The organism is Neoalteromonas facilis (assembly GCF_002807665.1).
GTDB lineage: Bacteria > Pseudomonadota > Gammaproteobacteria > Enterobacterales > Alteromonadaceae > Alteromonas_E > Alteromonas_E facilis.
In genome coordinates this window covers 97,104-116,327 of sequence record NZ_PEAY01000003.1, presented here as the reverse complement: position 1 = coordinate 116,327, position 19,224 = coordinate 97,104, and the positions used below count along the sequence as shown (strand labels likewise).

Here is a 19,224-nt window from a genome sequence, read left to right as displayed (position 1 = left end):
CTCTTTACCTACTTAATATGACAATTTAATGAATAATTGCACTTTCAGTGTACAAGTGTACGCTGAAAGTCTACACTGCTAAGACAGTGTGTTTTTTCTTCTTCTGTTATGTTACCCAAAAAAGCAATTTCTATGGATCATGGTCACTACTCTCGCGTTGAAGAGTGGCTAAATGCTGCAACTCATGCCTTGGGCTTTTGCCTAGCCATTATTGGTCTTATTGCGCTTGTTGTAAAAAGCGAAAGTGCGGCGGAATATACCACGGGCTTAATATACGCTATCAGCCTTGCCACCATGTTTATATCTTCCACCATTTATCATTCTGTTAAAGATATTCAATGGCGACAATTGCTAAGAACCATCGATCACACGGCTATTTACCTGCTTATTGCGGGCACCTATACGCCGTTTCTTGTGTTGTCTGTGGGTGGGTGGATTGGCATCACTGCACTGGTTATTGTGTGGAGTATCGGTATCGGTGGCATTGTGTTTAAAGCCACTATTGGGCACCGCTACCCTAAAATTGGCGTTGCTACTTATGCGGTAATGGGTTGGCTTGCGCTTGCGCTTATTTATCCGATCTATCAGGCATTATCGGCCTCAGGATTTGGTTTATTGCTCGCAGGAGGACTTTGTTACAGTGCGGGTATTCCATTTTATATGCTGAAAAGTCACCATTACACTCACGCAATATGGCATTTGTTTGTTGTGGCTGGCGCGGCGTGCCACTTCTTCGCCATATATTACCATGTAGTCTAGGTGATAACGCCTAGACCACGACCTTCATCATCAATCTTTATCATCCGCACTGATGCGGCTAGCAACAGCACCTTCTTGCCCTTTGTACTTTGCATCTAATCGCGCATTATAGGGTTTTTCTGCCGGGTTAGATAAGACTTCAAACGACAACGCACCAATCTTCATACCGGGCTTTAACGCCAGTGGTAACTTACCGCTGTTGAAGAATTCCAAAACAATATTACCCGACCAACCCGGATCGATGCGATGCGCAGTAACGTGCACCATAAGGCCTAAGCGAGCTAATGATGAACGACCATCTAACCAACCAACAATGTTGTTCGGTAAGGTCACAGACTCAAGCGTTACCGCCAGTGCGAGCTCACCCGGGTGTAAAAAGAAGGCTTTGCCCTCTTCCACTTTAATCTCGTCACTCATCACCGAGTTCAATGCTTCCTGCATTTCCTCTTTTTTACCACTGAGATCAATGTAGGGTGCCGCATGGTCTTCAAACACACGAAATTTATTGCCGAGTCTAATATCAACAGTGACACCGCTGATTTGATCATAATCAGGCGTGGGCGTTATGCTAATTTTTCCATCTAAGATGTGCTGATATATATCACGGTCACACAAACGCATGTGCTCTTCTCCATTAGTAAAAGCCGCCATTTTGCAGCTTGCGCGTATTATGCTTGCCTGATGCCCCACAGGCAATAGCTAGCAATGGATTAAGGTTTATTCACCACTGAAATGGGCTCGCCTCTGACCACATTCGACGCCAGAGGATGCACATTCAATGAAAAAGCCAATTGCTGCGACAATGTTCTTGCCGCCTGTCTGTAGGATTCAGCCAAGGGCGAATCAGATTCTTTTAACAATAGGCTTTCTCCGCTGTCTGCATGCTCTCGGATCTTAATATCTAATGGTAATGTGCCAATTAACGGAATGTTATGCCTGTCCGCAAGTCTTTGACCGCCGTCTGTTGCAAACACATACTCCCGTTCTCCACACTTCTTGCACTGGTAGTAACTCATGTTCTCAATCAGGCCTAACACCGGAATTTGCACTTTCTCAAACATCGCGATGCCCTTCGTAGCGTCGGCCAATGCAATATCCTGAGGTGTCGTCACAATGACCGCCGCGGTTAACGGTACTTGCTGCGACATGGTTAATTGAATATCTCCTGTACCCGGTGGCATATCAACCAACAAGTAATCCAATACAGGCCACTGAGTATCGTTGAGCAATTGTTGCAATGCGCGACTCGCCATTGGGCCTCGCCATACCGTGGCATTCTCGGCAGGCACTAGGTAGCCGATTGAATTAGCGACCAAACCGTTCACTTCTATCGGTCGCATGTGCTGGCTATCTTCACTAACTGGGTGAGCTTTTGGGTTTCCTAGCATGATGGGCACAGAGGGCCCGTAGATGTCTGCATCCAATATCCCTACCCTTGCGCCTTCCTGCTGAAGCGCATAAGCAAGATTAATCGTGGTCGCAGATTTACCAACACCGCCTTTGCCGGATGCTACCGCAATAATATTTTTAACATTCACTAGCGGCGGCTTTGCCGTTTGCATCACTGGAATATCGGTTTTGAGCTGGATATTCGGTAACGGCTGTTGTGGAAAACGAGACGTGAATTCTGACTGTAGCCAAGACAAAATAACTTCAAATTGAGACGTGACAGCAAACGGAAAACCTATCACAACCTCTTTTTCATTGGTCGAAACCCATGCTTTCACTTTGGCGTGATCAACAACGAAATACTCCGCTAACAACTCTTCGAAGATGTCTTGAATGTCGCCATTTGACTGTTTTGATTTTGAAAAAAATCCCACTCGATAAATTCCTTACCTGTTACGCGTGACAAAAAGCCTGCGAACCCCATTAAGTTATGAATTTGAAGATGCAAACACGGCCCATTTAGGATAGTATTTGCAGCCATTTTTTTAACCAGATTACCCAAGTACACATGCCAATAACCGATTCGTCACCGGCGCCGGCTTCTCAGCGTCGCATCCTAGTCACCAGTGCATTGCCATATGCTAATGGTTCGATTCATCTAGGTCACTTACTAGAACACATTCAAACTGACATTTGGGCACGCTTCCAACGAATGCGTGGCCACGAATGCTACAGTGTATGTGCCGACGATGCGCACGGAACACCGGTTATGTTAAAGGCTCAGGAAATGGGCATCACGCCTGAACAAATGGTTGAGCAAACCCGTGCTGAACACCATCAGGACTTACTTGATTTCCATGTTGAGTATGACAACTATTATGTGACTCACTCAGAAGAAAACAAGCAATTGTGTGAGCTGGTTTACAATCATTTAAAGACAAATGGCTATATCAGTACGCGCACTATCAGCCAATTGTTCGATCCTGAAAAGCAAATGTTCTTGCCTGACCGTTTTGTACGCGGCACATGTCCCAACTGTGGCGCAGAAGATCAATACGGCGACAGCTGTGACGTCTGCTCGGCCACATATAGCCCAACAGAAATGAAGAACCCACGCTCTGCGGTATCAGGTGCGACGCCAATTTTAAAAGATTCAGAGCACTACTTTTTCGATCTACCTCAATTTGAGGAGATGCTAAAAGGCTGGCTGCGCAGCGGTGCTGTGCAAACCGAAATGGCAAACAAACTCAACGAATGGTTTGAGCAAGGTTTACAGCAATGGGATATAAGTCGTGATGCGCCTTATTTCGGCTTCGAAATTCCGGAAGCACCAAACAAATACTTCTATGTGTGGGTCGATGCACCAGTTGGTTACATGGCCAGTTTCAAAAACTTGTGTGATCGTGAGGGCATAGATTTCGACGCATTTTGGTCTGAAACCAGTGACGCTGAGCTATACCATTTTATCGGAAAAGACATTACCTACTTCCATTGCTTATTCTGGCCAGCCATGCTGGAAGGCGCAGGATTTAGAAAGCCGACTGGCGTAAACGTGCATGGCTTTGTAACAGTTAATGGCGCTAAGATGTCTAAATCACGCGGCACGTTTATCAAAGGGCGTACCTACCTCGACCATCTAAATCCAGAATATTTACGTTACTACTTTGCATCCAAGCTCAACGACAGCGTGACTGACATTGATTTGAACTTTGAAGATTTCGCGCAAAAAGTGAACGCTGATCTAGTTGGTAAAGTCGTCAATATCGCCTCACGTTGTGCCAGCTTTATCACCAAACGTTTCGACGGAAAGTTGTCTGCAGAGTGCGCAAATCCAGCATTACTCGATGAGTTTACTGCGGCATCAGAAAGCATTGCCCAAGGTTTTGAATCGCGCCAGTATCACAAAGCCGTGCGTGAGATCATGGCGTTGGCTGATAAGGCTAATCAGTACATCGATGCTGAAGCTCCGTGGGTCTCAATCAAAGATGAAACCAAGCAAGCGCATACGCATGCCGTGTGTTCGTTGGGTATCAACTGCTTCAGAATTTTGGTGACCTATTTAAAACCTGTGTTGCCGAAATTAGCTGAACAAGCTGAAGCTTTCCTCAACGACAGCTTAACGTGGGAGAGCGCCGGCGCTCCGCTTTACAACCACGCTATCAACAAATTTAAACCTATGATGCAGCGCATCGAAATGGATAAAGTGTCAGCTATGATCGAAGATTCAAAAGAAACCATCCAACCTGAAAGCCCAGCACCTGTGGTAGAGAGGGTATCGGATCCTATCGCCGAAACCATCGCATTTGATGATTTCGCTAAAATCGATCTGCGGATCGCTCGCATTGCCAACGCTGAGCATGTTGAGGGTGCCGATAAGTTACTGCGTTTAGAGCTAGATATCGGTGATGAAACCAGACAAGTATTTGCAGGTATCAAATCAGCCTACTCGCCTGAATCCCTTATCGGTAAACATACCGTAATGGTCGCTAATTTAGCACCTCGCAAGATGCGCTTCGGCATGTCTGAAGGTATGGTGTTGGCCGCTGGGCCTGGCGGTAAGGATTTGTATATTCTAGAGCCGCATGAAGGTGCGAAGCCTGGTATGCGTGTGAAATAACATACGAGTACACAAACAAAAGCCCCGATGTTAATGGTTAACATCGGGGCTTTTTTATTATCAAAAATGACGCTGTAACTAGTGACCCGCCAACGCATCCAACAATCTGGCCGCAGCATCTTCAAATGAAGACAGTGCACTTTGGTCTACTTTGCCTGAAGCTTGTGCCTTAGACAACATCGCAGTAGCGGCATCTGCAAAACGTCTGTAGGCGGTATCCAAACCTCTAATCTCACCATCCATTACATGCTCAACATTTGCCAACTGGCAGTCACTGAAGCCCGGCAGTGATGATGTCCTTCCGCTTGCTAATGCTTCATAAACACTGCTTTTGAGTGCCAACACTTCAAGTTGTGATGCGGTCAGCAAGCCGTCACCGGCCGTATTTTGAATCGTTTCGCGCATGCTTTTTGCCAAAGACAAAATATCTGACACGCGTGAACGAACATCACCCGTTTTGCCAACCAACTCGCGCGATTTTTCCGACACCTCGTTGATGTTGGTTTCTATGTTGCGCGTGCCTTCTTCAATTTTAGCAACTAGGTTATTAATTTCTTGTGTCGATTCAGACGATCGCATCGCAAGATTACGAACTTCTTCTGCTACAACCGCGAAACCTCTACCGGTCTCACCTGCACGAGCAGCCTCAATCGCTGCATTCAGAGCGAGTAAGTTAGTTTGTTCTGCAATGGAATTGATAACCACCACGAAGTTACTGATACTGCTCGCTAGGCCTGATAATTCGCCAGCATGTTGTACACCACGTGATGAAATTTCATCAATTTGGCTTAACCCCGACACGGTATCGTCTAACACTTCTGAGGAGCCCTCAAACGTTGCATCAGAACCAACCAACTCATCACGTTGCGACATCAAGATATGTGCAGCATCAAATGCTTTATCCCGCACTTGAGAGACACTATGACCAGAGCGAGCGAGCGCTTGAATAAACTGTTGACTGGCGTCCCATTGTTGTTTGATGTTTGAAGCTTCTTCGGCTTCGGCGCTAAGCTGCGCACGCAACTCCGTAATCTGAGCTTCAAGCTCCATATTCTGAGAGCTGAGTGTTTTTATTTTTTGTAAATCTTCTGGCTTGGATTTTCTTGAGAACATCACCGGTTTTCTCACTCGAAGTTGATCAAAAATAACAATTCACTAATCGTTATCGACAGTATTGCTCAAATCTCCACATTCGCCAGTAGAATATGCATCTTAATGATCCATTTTTATTCGAGCACTCGCCCCCAATGCCGAAAATTTTGGTTTGATCCGCCATGAAGGTTTGACAAGAGACAACGGAATTTCTCGCTTCCGAGCAATCACAATGTAGCCGGAGCCGCTCCACGGAAAGTACTTCTCACATACCCGATTTAACCAATTTGTTTTACGGCCAGAGCGTTTCAATGATAGGCAGAAATGTGCGACTTTTTTGCTTTCAATGATTTCAAACCCTAGCAGTTGTAACCAATCGCATACTCTGCCCTGCCGAAAGTATCGTGCATGCCGCAACATGCTATAGCGCTTAATAGGCAATAAACTGATCAGCCAATCAAGACTAAATGGATTCAAGCCCACCAACATCAAATGACCATTGGGTGTAATGACACGATCAATTTCACGAAGTACTTGATGTGGGTCGGCAGAAAAATCGAGTTCAAGGCATGCTAATACTGCATCTATGCTATTTTCTGTTAGCGGTAATTCATTCGTATCAGCCACGATACTAGCGCGAGGGTGAGATTCTTTCACCAGGCCAATTGTGTGACCTATGGTGCACTCAGGCAATTCGACATCGCAGCTCAAATTGCCAATTTTCAATAAATGATAACCAAAACATATCCGTGAAAAAGGTGATATTGCTTGGCTTATAGCATTACGCATAGCCACACCATTAGGAATTTTGTGCCATCCATCAGGATAATGTTTATGATCTTGTTTAAAGGCGGCTTTCATTTGGCTGTTATTCACTCATACCCGCATTGATCGGGTCGTTGCATCAACATATAGTACACCAATGTGTTCTATTTATACTGGTTCTTTGTCTATGCATCCACAATTACCTGAGGGTGTCGCTATCACCCCCATCCCCGCATATACTGACAATTATATTTGGGCGTTTTTTAATACCGACTACTGTGTAGTCGTTGACCCCGGCGACGCTCAGCCAGTTGAAGCATTTTGCGACGAACACTCGATAGAGCTGGTGGCAGTGCTCGTCACCCATCATCACGCTGACCATACGGGTGGACTCGCTAAACTGCTCCAGCGTTGGCCAAGCCTGCGTATTATTGGCCCGAAAAATCCGAACATAAAGTTACTCAATGAACATGTAAATGAAGGCTGTACGGTAAACATTGAGCAACTTCAGCTACAGTTCACGGTATTAGATTTGCCCGGACACACATTAGATCATATCGGTTTTGTGGGTCACGGTGGTGTGCTGTGTGGCGATACATTGTTCAGTGCTGGCTGTGGTCGATTATTCGAGGGAACGCCCACACAAATGCAGCATTCTCTGGCAAAATTATCGGCGCTTCCTGACACCACAAAAGTATGGTGCACCCATGAATATACATTGGCAAACATGACGTTTGCGCAGCAAGTCGAGCCTCAAAATCAAGCACTACAAGATAGATTCGCATGGGCAAAACAGCAGCGCGAAAAGCAGGTGCCTACGTTGCCAAGCAATATCGCAGTAGAGAAAGCTATTAACCCGTTCTTGCGCAGTCATTGCTCTTCGGTAAAAGCCAGTGCTGAACAGCATACAGGTACTGAATTAAAAGATGAACTAGCGGTTTTCACCGCGGTCAGAGGCTGGAAGGATATAAGCTAGTCGTTGGTAATAACCTGCACAAACAGGTAAACTTCAACAAGGCAATCAATCTGCAAAATCATAAAAAAGGGCTGTCGACACACATGAAATCTGCTGTAGCCGCGTTGGGCGTTGTATCTATTTTGTTACTCTCTGGCTGTGTTTCCACGGCTGAATCGCCTGTCGTGAAAACACAAAACTCACAGATTGAAGTGACCCCAGAGCCTAGTAATGATGAAGGTGTGCATGAGATTATTCACCCTGTCGAGCCGGTAGAACTCGAATTGTCGAGCACTGAAGAGGATGTGGTTGAACTGACCAATCTATGGGATATTGCAGCGTCTGAATTTAGTTTCGAGATCCCGCAAGATCCGCGCATACAAGCGCAGAAGCGCTGGTATTTGAAACATCCGAACTATATGGCGCGTGTATCAAAACGCGCTGAACCGTTTCTCTATCATATTATGCAGCGCCTAAAAGACCGTGGCATGCCCATGGAAATGGTGTTGTTACCCATCGTAGAAAGTGCATTCGACCCATTTGCCTATTCTCACGGCAGCGCTGCTGGTATGTGGCAATTTATCGAGGGGACAGGTAGGCGATTTGGGCTTAAACAAACCTGGTGGTATGAAGGCAGGCGCGATGTCATCGCCTCAACCGATGCCGCTATAGATTATTTACTGTATCTAAATAAGTATTTTGATGGCGATTGGTTACATGCGCTGGCCGCTTACAACAGTGGCGAAGGAAGAGTTAAACGCGCGATCAGAAAGAATGCCAGACAAGGCAAACCGACCGACTTTTGGTCTCTTGAGTTACCTCGAGAAACCCGTGCTTATGTACCGAAGTTATTGGCATTAGCCGATATTTTGAAAAACCGCGAAGAATATGCCTTTGCCTGGCCAGTGATCCCCAACAAGCCAGTGATTGAGATTGTGGACGTGGGCCAACAAATTGATTTAGCTATTGCTGCGCGATTTGCCGGTTTGAGTGTCGAAGCACTCTCTGCACTAAATCCAGGATTTAATCGCTGGGCGACCGATCCAGACGGGCCGCATCAACTTGTGTTACCTGCAGACGCTGCTCCAACGTTTACCACCGCGCTAGCAGAGTCGGATAAAAATGACCGGTTAAATTGGGCGCGCCATGAAATTAAACGTGGAGACAGCTTGTTAAAAATCGCCAGTCAGTACCACACGACTGTGGATGTCATCCAACAGGTGAATCAATTACGTGGCAACGTGATCCGTGCCGGTGACCATCTTCTCGTGCCAGTGGCTATGCGAGATCTGAAAGATTACTCACTATCAACCGAACAGAGACTCGCGGCACTGCAAAAACGTGAACGCAGTGGCCATCAAATCTCGCACACCATCGTGTCTGGGGACACCTTTTGGGATTTATCGCGCAAGTATGATGTGAGCACCAAAGACTTAGCCAAATGGAATGGAATGGCGCCAGGAGACACGCTTCGTTTAGGTCTGGAATTGGTTGTTTGGATTGACGGGCCAGCAACAGCGGAGTCAATTACCCGAAAAGTGACCTACACCGTAAGAACGGGTGATTCATTATCGCGTATTGCGAACAAGTTTAATGTCCGCGTATCGCAGCTAAAACAATGGAACAGCCTGCAAAAACAGAAATACTTACAACCGGGTCAAAAACTGACGGTTATCGTTGACGTGGCGAACGTCGCCAGCTAAGGCAAGTGAATGCTAAAAATTAACCGTGAGAATCTGCGCGCAAGCCATGAAGGTCCTTGGTTGTTGCTCGACCTTGCCATGCTTGGTGTTCTATTTCTTAACTTAATATGGTTAATTTTTGACGCGCTATACGCCACCGACGTGATGTATCAATTGTTGGCTGAGCATACCCCCAATTTCGTCGACGCATACAATCCGGTACACGAAAACTTCTTATTTGTTGATTTGGTCTTTATCTCCATTTTCCTAAGCGAATTTTTCGTTCGTTGGATAGCGTCAATTGTGCGCAAAACCTATTTACGTTGGTACTTCTTCCCCTTCATCCATTGGTACGATCTAGTCGGTTGTATTCCTCTGGCAGCCACGCGGATATTCCGTTTTCTGCGAATAATTTCAATACTTCACCGTTTACATAAGTTCCAAATCATAGACTTAAATCAAACGGCATTGTTTCGTTTTATCGCCTTTTACTATGATGTGTTGGTTGAGGAGCTCAGCGACCGAATTGTGGTAAAAGTGATCAGCGATGCGCAAAAAGACATTAGTGCAGGCTCTCCCCTCATAGACGACGTCGTGCAAACCGTATTAATGCCGCGCAAACAAATCATTACCCATTGGGGGGCTTCAACACTTAACCACCTCGGCCATTCCATTTTACACCCGGTGCATGGCTCGGTTATTCGCGACCATGTGTTGAATAGCGTGGGCAAAGCCATTCGCAACAATGATCATATTGTCGCCATGAAAATAGTACCAGTGGTGGGTTCAACCATTGAGAAAACCCTTGAAGCCGCCGTGACTGACATTGTGACTCACTCAATCATCAATTTACTTAGTGATCTGAAGCCTGAGCAAATAGAAGAGTTTATTGCCAATGGCATGGAACAAGAAAGCGTTGAAGAGAAAGTGTTGGATAAAGAAGTGTTACTGGTAGTGAATGAAGTACTGGAACTTGTCAAAGCGCACGTAGGTAATAAGCGCTGGCAAACAGAGCTGGCGGCGCGCAGGCAACCGCCAGAAGTAGAAGAGATTTAATCCCTTAGAGACGTCTCCATGTGGTGCCTTGAGGACCATCCTCGAGCTCCACATTCATTGCTTTTAGTGCGTCGCGGGCTGCATCAGCAGCAGGCCAATCTTTCGCAGCACGTGCATCATTGCGCTGTTTAATCAACGCTTCAATCTCAGCCACATCGTCAGATTCTCCACCTTGTAGATAGTCATTTGGCGCTTGTTGTAGCACTCCTAGGATTTCACCTAACGACACCAGTACATAGGCTAATTTTGCTGCCTCTTCCGCATTCGACTTAGCTTTATTGATGTCTCGAGCGATTTCAAACAACACGGCAATAGCTTCCGGCATATTCAAGTCATCATCCATCGCGGCATTAAATTTGTCTAGATAACCGCCATAGGTTTTGTCTCCGCTTGACGGAACATCAATCCCACGCAACGCCGTATATAAACGCTCTAATCCAGCACGTGCTTGATGGATATTATCCTCTGAATAACTTAACTGACTGCGATAGTGCGCTGACATCAAGAAGAAACGCAGAGTCTCTGCGTCGTGTTGCTTCAACACATCACGTAAAGTAAAGAAATTACCCAACGACTTCGACATCTTCTCGTCATTCACTTGTACCATGCCAGCATGCATCCATACATTGACGTAAGGTGTATCAAAGGCACAGCACGATTGTGCGATTTCGTTTTCATGGTGGGGGAATATGAGGTCCGAACCACCACCGTGGATATCAAAATGCTCACCTAAATGCTTGTGATTCATTGCCGAACATTCAATATGCCACCCTGGACGACCTTTACCCCAAGGCGAATCCCAGCTGGGTTCACCCGGTTTAGCCGCCTTCCATAACGCAAAATCCATCGGGTCACGCTTGCTTTCATCAACATTCACGCGAGCGCCAGCATTTAACTGGGTTAAGTCTTGTTTGCTCAGTTCACCGTACTCAGCAAAAGTACTCACCTCAAACAACACATCACCACTCGCGGTCACATAAGCATGGCCTTTATCAATTAGGCGTTCGATAACCTCGATAATCTCGGCCATATGCGTGGTAACACGCGGTTCAATATCAGGCTCTAATAAGTTAATCGCGGCAAAATCTTCATGCATCATGGCAATCGTGCGAGCTGTCAGTTGATCGGGCGTTTCACCATTTGCATTGGCGCGTTGAATGATTTTATCGTCAACGTCGGTAATGTTGCGCACATAGGTCACATCATAGCCACGCGAACGCAGATATCTGACTAGGATATCAAAACTCAGGTAAGTGCGTGCATGCCCCATATGACACACATCGTAAACCGTAATGCCACACACGTATAAGCCAACCTTGTTTTCCTCACGCGGAATAAAGGGTTGTTTTTGACGGGTACGTGTATTGAATAGTTGCAACATTAGGCCCTAACCTTTGTAGATTAATTAAACGGCGCGAAGTGTAGCAAATTCAGCGCCGCAGTACACCTGTGCGAGAGGCTTTTGTCAGGGACTAAATTGCTGGTAAACTCCCCCCTATTGTCAAATATGGGATCTAACATGATTACACTACACACCACCCTTGGTGATATCACATTACAATTATTCGCTGATAAAGCGCCGAAAACTGTAGCTAATTTCATCGAATACGCCAAAAGTGGCTTTTTCGACAACACGCTTTTTCACCGCGTGATTCCAAATTTCATGGTACAAGGTGGCGGCATGACGCCCGACATGGAACAAAAAGATACTCAAGCGCCAATCGAAAATGAAGCCAACAACGGTGTTAAAAATACCCGCGGTTCAGTGGCCATGGCTCGTACTAACGATCCTCACAGTGCGACTGCTCAGTTTTTCATTAACCTGGTAGACAACGATTTCCTTGATTTTCGCAATGAAACCATGAATGGCTGGGGCTATTGCGTATTTGGTGAAGTCACAGAAGGTATGGACATCGTGGATAAAATGAGTGGTGTTAAAACCGGTAATCATGGCTATCACGCTGACGTGCCAGTGGAACCAATTTTAATCGAATCTGTCACCATTACAGAAGACTAAGTTTTGCAAAGGGGCTGAATAACAGCCCCCTCATTCTCCCTTCAACAATTAAGCACGGTATATGGCTGTAACCTATTTCATTTCAGACTTACATTTAGGCGAAGACTTCCCGCAAATCACTGCATGTTTTGAGAAGTTTATGCAGGAAAAAGCGCCGCAAGCTGACGCTCTGTATGTATTGGGCGACTTATTTGAAGTCTGGATTGGCGATGACAACGTCACACCATTTAACACCCACATTGCTGAAGTCTTCAAAGCTACATCGAAAACCACACCTATTTACTTTATTCATGGCAATAGAGATTTTGCTATAGGTAAAGCGTTTGCAGCCAAAGCCGGCTTTACTATCCTCGATGAGCAAACCGTAATTGATTTATACGGTACTCCTGCATTGCTGCTGCATGGTGATGAAATGTGTACCGACGATATTGAGTATCAGAAGTTCAGGCAACGCGCGCGTACTCGGTGGTGGCAAACCCTGATGGGAGCACTCCCGTTATCAATCAGGCGTTATTTGGCTGATCGTGGACGTAAGAAAAGCAAAGCCAATAAAATGCGCCTCGCTGCAGATATTATGGATGTCGCACAAAGCGCTGTTGAAGAGACTTTTCTGCGCCACGAAGTCTCGCTGATGATCCATGGTCACACGCACCGTCCAGCAGTGCATGACTTTACGCTGAACGAAAAACCCATGCGACGTATTGTGCTCGGCGATTGGTATGAGCAAGGGAGTATGTTGACGGTCACGCCCGATGAGATGAAACTGGAGCAGTTGCGTTTCGATACCGCGCTATGACGCAATCTCTAGAGGCCTTTCGGCGCTTTCCAGCACTCCACTGTGGAACCTGAACTGTTCGTCTGGCGATGCTATTAGTTCGGCTTCACATTGCGCAAAAAACGCCACTCTAGCGTCTATACTCGCGCCCTCTACTTTTTCTGCTAATGTAAGATAATCTTGGAAATGCCGCGCTTCAGAGCGTAATAGCGACACATAAAACTTATGCAACTCATCATCCAGATGCGGCGCCAGTTTAGCAAAACGTTCACATGAACGGGCCTCAATAAATGCACCACAAATCAGCGTATCGACTAGTTTAGCCGGCTCATGCGTGCGTACATGTTTCATTAACCCTTTGGCATAGCGGGCTGCTGTTAATGTTTGGTAATCAATACCTCGCGCCTGCATAATTTCGAGCACTTGCTGGAAATGGTGCAACTCTTCTTTGATCAACAACACCATTTTATCTATCAATTCATCACCGTGGACAAAGTCAGATTTGCTGATCAATTTCTTGGATAAATTGATATGAGCACTGAAGTCGCCATCGCCCTGTTTGCGATAAACAAAATCTTCAAACGGTTTTAACCAGGCTAACAGCGCGTCACTGCTCGCTTTATCAACCGCGTAACGTCGCAGCAGCAACATGGCCGTTTGCGCGGCTTTTAATTCACAATTAGCATGGTCGACTAACAACACCTCTAAGCTTTCAGGCTTTGCAGCCAGCGCAATCCATTGGTCAGGTGTTTCACCAATTAAAAATGAACGAATCGGGTTTAGGAGGGTGTCGATACTCACAAGGCATAACGAAGTAATGATTTATGGCGCGCATAATAGCATACAGGTGGCATCATCTCAGCCGTTAAATACCACCAGCCGCTACAAACGAAGACTTACTGATTTGCCCTTACGTTGATTGCCATCAGCATTTCATTGAGCACATTTTGCATATCTGTCAGTCTCTCCGTCGAGATGAAAATACTCATGCTGGAGCGCACATTGATAGACTCTTGACTGGGTTGGCCCACTCGCGTGTTGTCCAGTTCATTTTGCAAGCGTTCAAAAAACGTCTTCGCACTGTTTTCCTCTATATTTGGCAGGCACAAGATAAACTGCTCAGGCCCATAACGGCCTAGTAAATCAGTATCTCGGGTGATTTTTTGCAGTGTTTTAGAAATTTCCTGCAATACCACGTTGCCCTTATTTAGGCCCGCAGCAACATTTAGCTCCCTGAAGTTGCTCAAGTCTAATAACGCGAGTGCATTGGCTTTACCGCTATCCGGTGCTGATAGTTGCTCTATTCGGGTAATGGCTACTTCCGCATTGAGTAAGCCAGTGGTCGGATCGTAGGCCAGCTTTTCTATGTGCTTTTTGCGCAAGTAATAAATTGTCAGCGCAACGAAAATAAGAAAAGCCCCCACTCCTATCAGAATAATATTACTTTTCAGCTGTTTGGCTTGCTCAATTTCCGATTCCAACGAATAGATTTTAGAATACAAACTGGCAACCCCTAGAATACTGGCGGATGATTGGCTACGCTTAGTATTCGCACTCGCCCGTTCTGAATATTGCGCAAACGCCGCTTGGGTTTTCTCGAGGTCATTGAGTACCAGACCGATATCCACTTGCAACTTTAAGTAATCTAAATTATGTGCCAAGAAGCGTTGTACTGACGGGGATTGCTGGCTAGCTTCTGCCAAGTATGCATTTACACAATCTATATCCCGATCACTGATACAGGGCACGACTTGGTACCATTTAGCCATTGCTGTGTATACAGGGTTAGACAACTGCTCAACAGATGCCATTAAATCAGGTAGCGAGCGTTTCATATTTTCCATATCACCGACCCGATAGTAATAACCGGTGAGCGAAAAATAATAAAAGTAATTGGTCAACGGCGTACCAACATGCTGGTTGATACTGTCAAACTCCATAATGGCTTCGTAAGCCCGATCATACTGACCGCTGGCAAACAATGATGATATAGCGCTGATCAGGATGGTCAGTTGATTGCTACCGGTGTAAACCTTTAAGCCCATCTCATGCGCTTTGAGGTATTGTTCTGCTGCCAACACATGCTGCTGCAGGCCACCATAAACAAGACCGATGCTATTGTGAATATGCGCTAGCGCTTGATAATTATCTGTCTTTGAATAAAGCTCTAACACATTAAACATCATGCCTAAGCGTTCACCCACAGCCAAATCAGAGCGGCAGTTGGTGATGATACCCAACGTTGCGCTGAGGTAGATGTCACTGAATTTATCCTGTGATAACGACTGAGCCTGTTCATAATACTCACATCGTTGAGGCTGTTCTTTTAAATCATATGCGAAACCAATTTGATAAATTGCAGACGCGTAAAAATAGCTCGACTTATCAATGCCGTCTCGCCCGACTAAGTCAAATAGCAGTGCTTGTGCTTCATTGGCTTTGCCATCACACATTAGGAAGTGCGATTTTTCCACGGATAGCGCTAGGGTTTGCCGAGCATTTAAGCTGGATGAAGATAAATAAGTTTCTAACTGATCAAAGTTAGTGGGATCAGGACAATCATAGGTGACCGTTTTGACCTCTTCGATAAACGAGTCGATTGCTTCTGCGGACTGTGCACTCGCATTCCCTACGGCACAAGCCATAGATATTATTAACAAAGTGAACAGCTTATTTCGCATATACCCTCAGAATTCTGTGCTTTGCAATTAGCATAACCGTATTCCGACTAAGCAACCACCGCTAAGCCAATACAAATCGTCCAACTGCTGAAAAATTCATCATAGAGAAATGCGCCGCCTAATTAAAGCCACCAACCTAACCGATACGAGTACTGGGGGTTTGCAACCAATTGAGCGCGTCATATTGAGTGTCTGCGCTGGTGATATGCAAGGTAAATGCATGGCGTGATTTGGCAGAGTAATTCGCTGCGCTGAAATGCGGCAAAGTGCCACTGAATACTATCAATGTTCCAGCATCAACCTCCAGCGGTAGTGCTTGATCTACGTCTGGCCAAGGCTCATCGTGCAAGGTCAAGAGTCCTGTGCGCTCTTCATCGTAACGCACGAATTGCTCTTTCAGTGCAAAATCATCGCCACGTCGGTCAACCTGTAAACAACCATTTTCTATCGTTGCTGGCTCTATGGCGAGCCAAAATGTAACGACGCTTATGGGGTCAGTCTTAAAGTAAGTTGCATCTTGATGCCAACGGATCTGCCCGCCAATCCGAGGCTGTTTAAATATATACATCGATTGTCTAATCTCAGGCTCTTTCACTCCGACATCTTTCGCAACCTGCGCAATTTTAGATTGTTGACTAAACGTCTTAAACACGGGGGACAAATTATGCAGGGCATGCCCAATTTTATTGATACTGAGGTGCTTTTGTTGTTGCAAATTCCCCCTATCATCAAACGCATCTTGCTCAAAAAAACATCGCACCTTATCACCCGAATGCAGCAAATAAGTATCTCTATCAGTGTCTGCGGACGAAGAGGAAAAAATCGACCTTGTGCTGTTAGGATCAAACTCATCAACAATTCGCATAGCTTCTGCTTTGAGTACATCCATCTCTGTTTGGTCAAAGAAATCGTGTAACACCACATACCCGTGCTGTTTATAATTATTTTTCTGTTCTGGCGTGAGCATATTGTTCAGATTTTGCAGTGATATAAGCGTTGCGATATCACTTAATGTGAGACATTAAATTAGCTTACTCTATTTTGACAAACTCGATAGGACAATTTGCAGGCTTGGTGCGGACTTTTTTGAAGAAATCAGTGAACACGTTACGTGCATGCATACTCCGAATAGACTCTGAAAGCGCATCAACAATGCCTGCATGATTGCGGTTCACTAAGTGGTAGGCAACAAAGGCGGTTTCTTTTTCTTCACGATAGTAGATCGTTTCGACATCCAATTTACATAGCATATGTTGCAGAGTAGCCTGACTGCCGGCGAGCACATCTACGCCACCACTCATGAGTGCGGACACGAGGAAACCGGCATCGCGATCAAGTAAACAACTGAAGTTATTCGCTTTACAGTAGGCGGGCCCGGCCTGAAACCCGCCAACCATCCCCACCACAGATTCAGGTGTGGCCTGACATTTCCGCTTGTCCAAACAATACAACTGTAGTGAAAAGCGAAATATTGGCTCAGGTACCATCAGCAAGTTGTCATAATGCTTTGCAACCGCACTTACGCGCCCTGCCTCCGCATCAATCTCAAGCCTGTTAGCTAATAACAAACCTCTTTTTGAGGGATAGTAATGAATCGTGGGTTTAATATTGAGCGGTGCATATAACTGTTCAAATAGCGCTGACATTTCATCAACACTTACCGCGTCTTGATAGGCATCGTTTACAGCGATGACAAAAGGCTGTTCAGCTTTAACACTAGCAGACAGGCAGCACAACAAACCCAATATGCACAAAGAAACTACATGCTTCATTGTTTACTACCCGCCTACACTACAAACAACCAATCCGTATCATAATATACCCAAGACAATTAAGCCAAATAGACAAAAGTCTTACGCATCAAATCAGGCGGCATGCAGACTTTTAGCCACCTCTTCCAACGATTTCCCTTTGGTTTCTGGAACAAAACGAATCACACATACTAATCCTATGAATGCGCAAGCACCGTATATCATAAAGGTCATCGCCGCGCCCAAGGTCGCCAATTCCCAGGGAAACACTAACTGCACCATAAAACTGACAAAACTGTTCACTACCCCGACCAAGGAGATGGCTATACCGCGCAAGTGATTGGGGAATATTTCAGAAAACATAACCCACATCACCGGGCCCAACGACATGGCAAAAGAGGCAACAAACCCCATTATTCCAGCCAATATGAGCGTTGCATTCATTTTGCTAGCCGCCTGTAAAATAGCGCCTTGATGCTTATTCAATACATTATCGCCGAGCACTGACTGCAACGCTTGTTTAAAGGCAACATCAGACTCAAATGTTTTATCAGAAAGGGTATTGAGCGCTTGCAACTCAGGCGCTTCAGCTTCTGTAACCAAACTGGCAATCTGGCTTGGGGACAGTGAGTACGTCGCCGTTTTAAATCCATAGGCACAGGTTGCCATGCTGATAATCACCCCACTTAAGCCTATGATAAGCAAAGGTTTTCGACCAATTTTATCGATACATACCATTGCGACAATAGTAAAGATGACATTTACAACGCCAATGACGATGGCCTGCATAAACGCTGCATTTGTTCCCACTCCGCTTTGTTCAAAGATGGTTGGGGCATAGAAAAACACAACATTTATACCGGTAACTTGTTGTGAAATACCCACAATTAAACCAATCAATATGGGCCAGCGCATGGTTTTACCAAACAACTCTGTCAAACGCACTTTTAATGCAGGCGTTTTATCTTGAGCTGACTGCGTTATATCTTCAAAGTGATGTTTCGCTTCTGATTTAGAAAACAATCGATTTAGAACCGACAACGCTTCATCTTTGTGGCCGTTTAACGCTAGCCAACGCGGGCTTCTTGGGATCGTAAATAAAAGTATAAACCACACTAATGCAGGCACTATTTCAATGCCTAACATCCAACGCCATACGGATTGATCAATACTCAGCGCCTGAACCCAATCAAGTTGCGTTTGACTCAATTGAAGCAGATAATAGTTGGTAAAATAGGACACCGAAAAACCCAGTACGATATTGAATTGATTGACCGATACCATTTTCCCGCGGTGCTCAGGCGCACTGATTTCAGCAATATAAATAGGCGCGATCATCAATGAACAAAACGCCATACCGCCGATAAAGCGCGCAGCAATTAGCATCCAGTAATCAACTGCGAATGCTGAGGCAATGGCAGAGAGTAAATATAAAAAGGCGATGATTTGTAGTGTCTTACGCCGACCAATAGCGTCACATACCGCACCGGCCAAAAAGGTTGCCACAATCCCTCCCAACGTGGGCGAACTAACCACAAACCCTTGTTGCCATGCCGACAGTGAAAACTCGTTCGCAACAAAACCAACGGCGCCTGAAATTACAGATGCATCAAATCCAAATATAAAGCCGCCTAACGAAACGATAAGCGTGTAATACAGTGCCCGACGGTTATTTAACATGATGT

The 19,224-nt window shown here is 45.6% G+C and carries 17 protein-coding genes; 7 read left to right on the top strand and 10 right to left on the bottom strand.

Annotated features, from left to right (window positions below):
* The first annotated feature begins 132 nt into the window (after window positions 1–132).
* A complete protein-coding gene (trhA, locus tag CSH93_RS08975; protein WP_240615548.1) occupies window positions 133–759 on the top strand; it encodes a PAQR family membrane homeostasis protein TrhA in 627 nt (208 codons plus the stop codon).
* 30 nt (window positions 760–789) lie between these two features.
* Here the strand turns inward: trhA and dcd are convergent, their stop codons facing one another.
* Together dcd and apbC are read right to left on the bottom strand one after the other, a co-directional pair.
* Window positions 790–1,380 (bottom strand): dCTP deaminase, encoded by a 591-nt coding sequence (gene dcd / locus CSH93_RS08970; protein ID WP_100643362.1) that lies wholly within the window; start codon window positions 1,378–1,380, stop codon window positions 790–792.
* An 89-nt stretch (window positions 1,381–1,469) separates the two neighbouring features.
* Window positions 1,470–2,582 (bottom strand): iron-sulfur cluster carrier protein ApbC, encoded by a 1,113-nt coding sequence (gene apbC / locus CSH93_RS08965; RefSeq protein WP_240615547.1) that lies wholly within the window; start codon window positions 2,580–2,582, stop codon window positions 1,470–1,472.
* Between the two features lie 134 nt (window positions 2,583–2,716).
* On the opposite strand from apbC, the gene metG reads away from it, so the two are divergent.
* On the top strand, window positions 2,717–4,765 hold the full coding sequence (gene metG / locus CSH93_RS08960; RefSeq protein WP_100642918.1) for a methionine--tRNA ligase: 2,049 nt from the start codon (window positions 2,717–2,719) through the stop codon (window positions 4,763–4,765).
* A 78-nt stretch (window positions 4,766–4,843) separates the two neighbouring features.
* Here the strand turns inward: metG and CSH93_RS08955 are convergent, their stop codons facing one another.
* Both CSH93_RS08955 and CSH93_RS08950 read right to left on the bottom strand, forming a co-directional pair.
* Complete coding sequence (locus CSH93_RS08955; protein ID WP_100642917.1) at window positions 4,844–5,878, bottom strand: methyl-accepting chemotaxis protein; 1,035 nt, start codon at window positions 5,876–5,878, stop codon at window positions 4,844–4,846.
* Between the two features lie 99 nt (window positions 5,879–5,977).
* A complete protein-coding gene (locus tag CSH93_RS08950; protein WP_124748959.1) occupies window positions 5,978–6,733 on the bottom strand; it encodes a class I SAM-dependent methyltransferase in 756 nt (251 codons plus the stop codon).
* Window positions 6,734–6,809: 76 nt separating this feature from the next.
* On the opposite strand from CSH93_RS08950, the gene gloB reads away from it, so the two are divergent.
* The 3 genes from gloB to CSH93_RS08935 all read left to right on the top strand — a co-directional run bounded on the left by gloB (window position 6,810) and on the right by CSH93_RS08935 (window position 10,315).
* Window positions 6,810–7,598: a hydroxyacylglutathione hydrolase gene (gene gloB / locus CSH93_RS08945; protein WP_100642915.1), complete on the top strand. Its 789-nt coding sequence runs from the start codon at window positions 6,810–6,812 to the stop codon at window positions 7,596–7,598.
* An 83-nt stretch (window positions 7,599–7,681) separates the two neighbouring features.
* Window positions 7,682–9,280, top strand: coding sequence for a lytic transglycosylase (locus CSH93_RS08940; protein ID WP_100642914.1), 1,599 nt, complete (start codon window positions 7,682–7,684; stop codon window positions 9,278–9,280).
* Between the two features lie 9 nt (window positions 9,281–9,289).
* Window positions 9,290–10,315 (top strand): ion transporter, encoded by a 1,026-nt coding sequence (locus tag CSH93_RS08935; protein WP_100642913.1) that lies wholly within the window; start codon window positions 9,290–9,292, stop codon window positions 10,313–10,315.
* 4 nt (window positions 10,316–10,319) lie between these two features.
* Here CSH93_RS08935 and cysS read toward each other — a convergent pair whose 3' ends face one another.
* On the bottom strand, window positions 10,320–11,696 hold the full coding sequence (gene cysS, locus CSH93_RS08930; protein ID WP_100642912.1) for a cysteine--tRNA ligase: 1,377 nt from the start codon (window positions 11,694–11,696) through the stop codon (window positions 10,320–10,322).
* Window positions 11,697–11,834: 138 nt separating this feature from the next.
* Here cysS and CSH93_RS08925 point away from each other — a divergent pair, with 138 nt between their 5' ends.
* Window positions 11,835–12,332, top strand: a complete 498-nt coding sequence (locus tag CSH93_RS08925) for a peptidylprolyl isomerase (RefSeq protein ID WP_100642911.1) — start codon at window positions 11,835–11,837, stop codon at window positions 12,330–12,332.
* 61 nt (window positions 12,333–12,393) lie between these two features.
* Window positions 12,394–13,128 (top strand): UDP-2,3-diacylglucosamine diphosphatase, encoded by a 735-nt coding sequence (locus CSH93_RS08920; RefSeq protein ID WP_100642910.1) that lies wholly within the window; start codon window positions 12,394–12,396, stop codon window positions 13,126–13,128.
* Here CSH93_RS08920 and miaE read toward each other — a convergent pair.
* The 5 genes from miaE to CSH93_RS08895 all read right to left on the bottom strand — a co-directional run bounded on the left by miaE (window position 13,123) and on the right by CSH93_RS08895 (window position 19,219).
* Window positions 13,123–13,908, bottom strand: a complete 786-nt coding sequence (gene miaE, locus CSH93_RS08915; protein ID WP_100642909.1) for a tRNA isopentenyl-2-thiomethyl-A-37 hydroxylase MiaE — start codon at window positions 13,906–13,908, stop codon at window positions 13,123–13,125. The two genes, CSH93_RS08920 and miaE, sit on opposite strands and share 6 nt — an antisense overlap.
* Window positions 13,909–14,003: 95 nt before the next feature.
* Entirely contained in the window at window positions 14,004–15,788 is a 1,785-nt protein-coding gene (locus CSH93_RS08910) for a GGDEF domain-containing protein (RefSeq protein ID WP_100642908.1), read from the bottom strand.
* Window positions 15,789–15,924: 136 nt separating this feature from the next.
* Entirely contained in the window at window positions 15,925–16,755 is an 831-nt protein-coding gene (locus CSH93_RS08905) for a phytanoyl-CoA dioxygenase family protein (protein WP_100642907.1), read from the bottom strand.
* Between the two features lie 64 nt (window positions 16,756–16,819).
* The gene (locus CSH93_RS08900; protein ID WP_100642906.1) at window positions 16,820–17,560 is read right to left on the bottom strand and encodes a hypothetical protein; all 741 of its coding nucleotides are present in this window, start codon (window positions 17,558–17,560) and stop codon (window positions 16,820–16,822) included.
* A 93-nt stretch (window positions 17,561–17,653) separates the two neighbouring features.
* On the bottom strand, window positions 17,654–19,219 hold the full coding sequence (locus tag CSH93_RS08895) for a sugar porter family MFS transporter (protein ID WP_100642905.1): 1,566 nt from the start codon (window positions 19,217–19,219) through the stop codon (window positions 17,654–17,656).
* Window positions 19,220–19,224 lie beyond the last annotated feature (5 nt).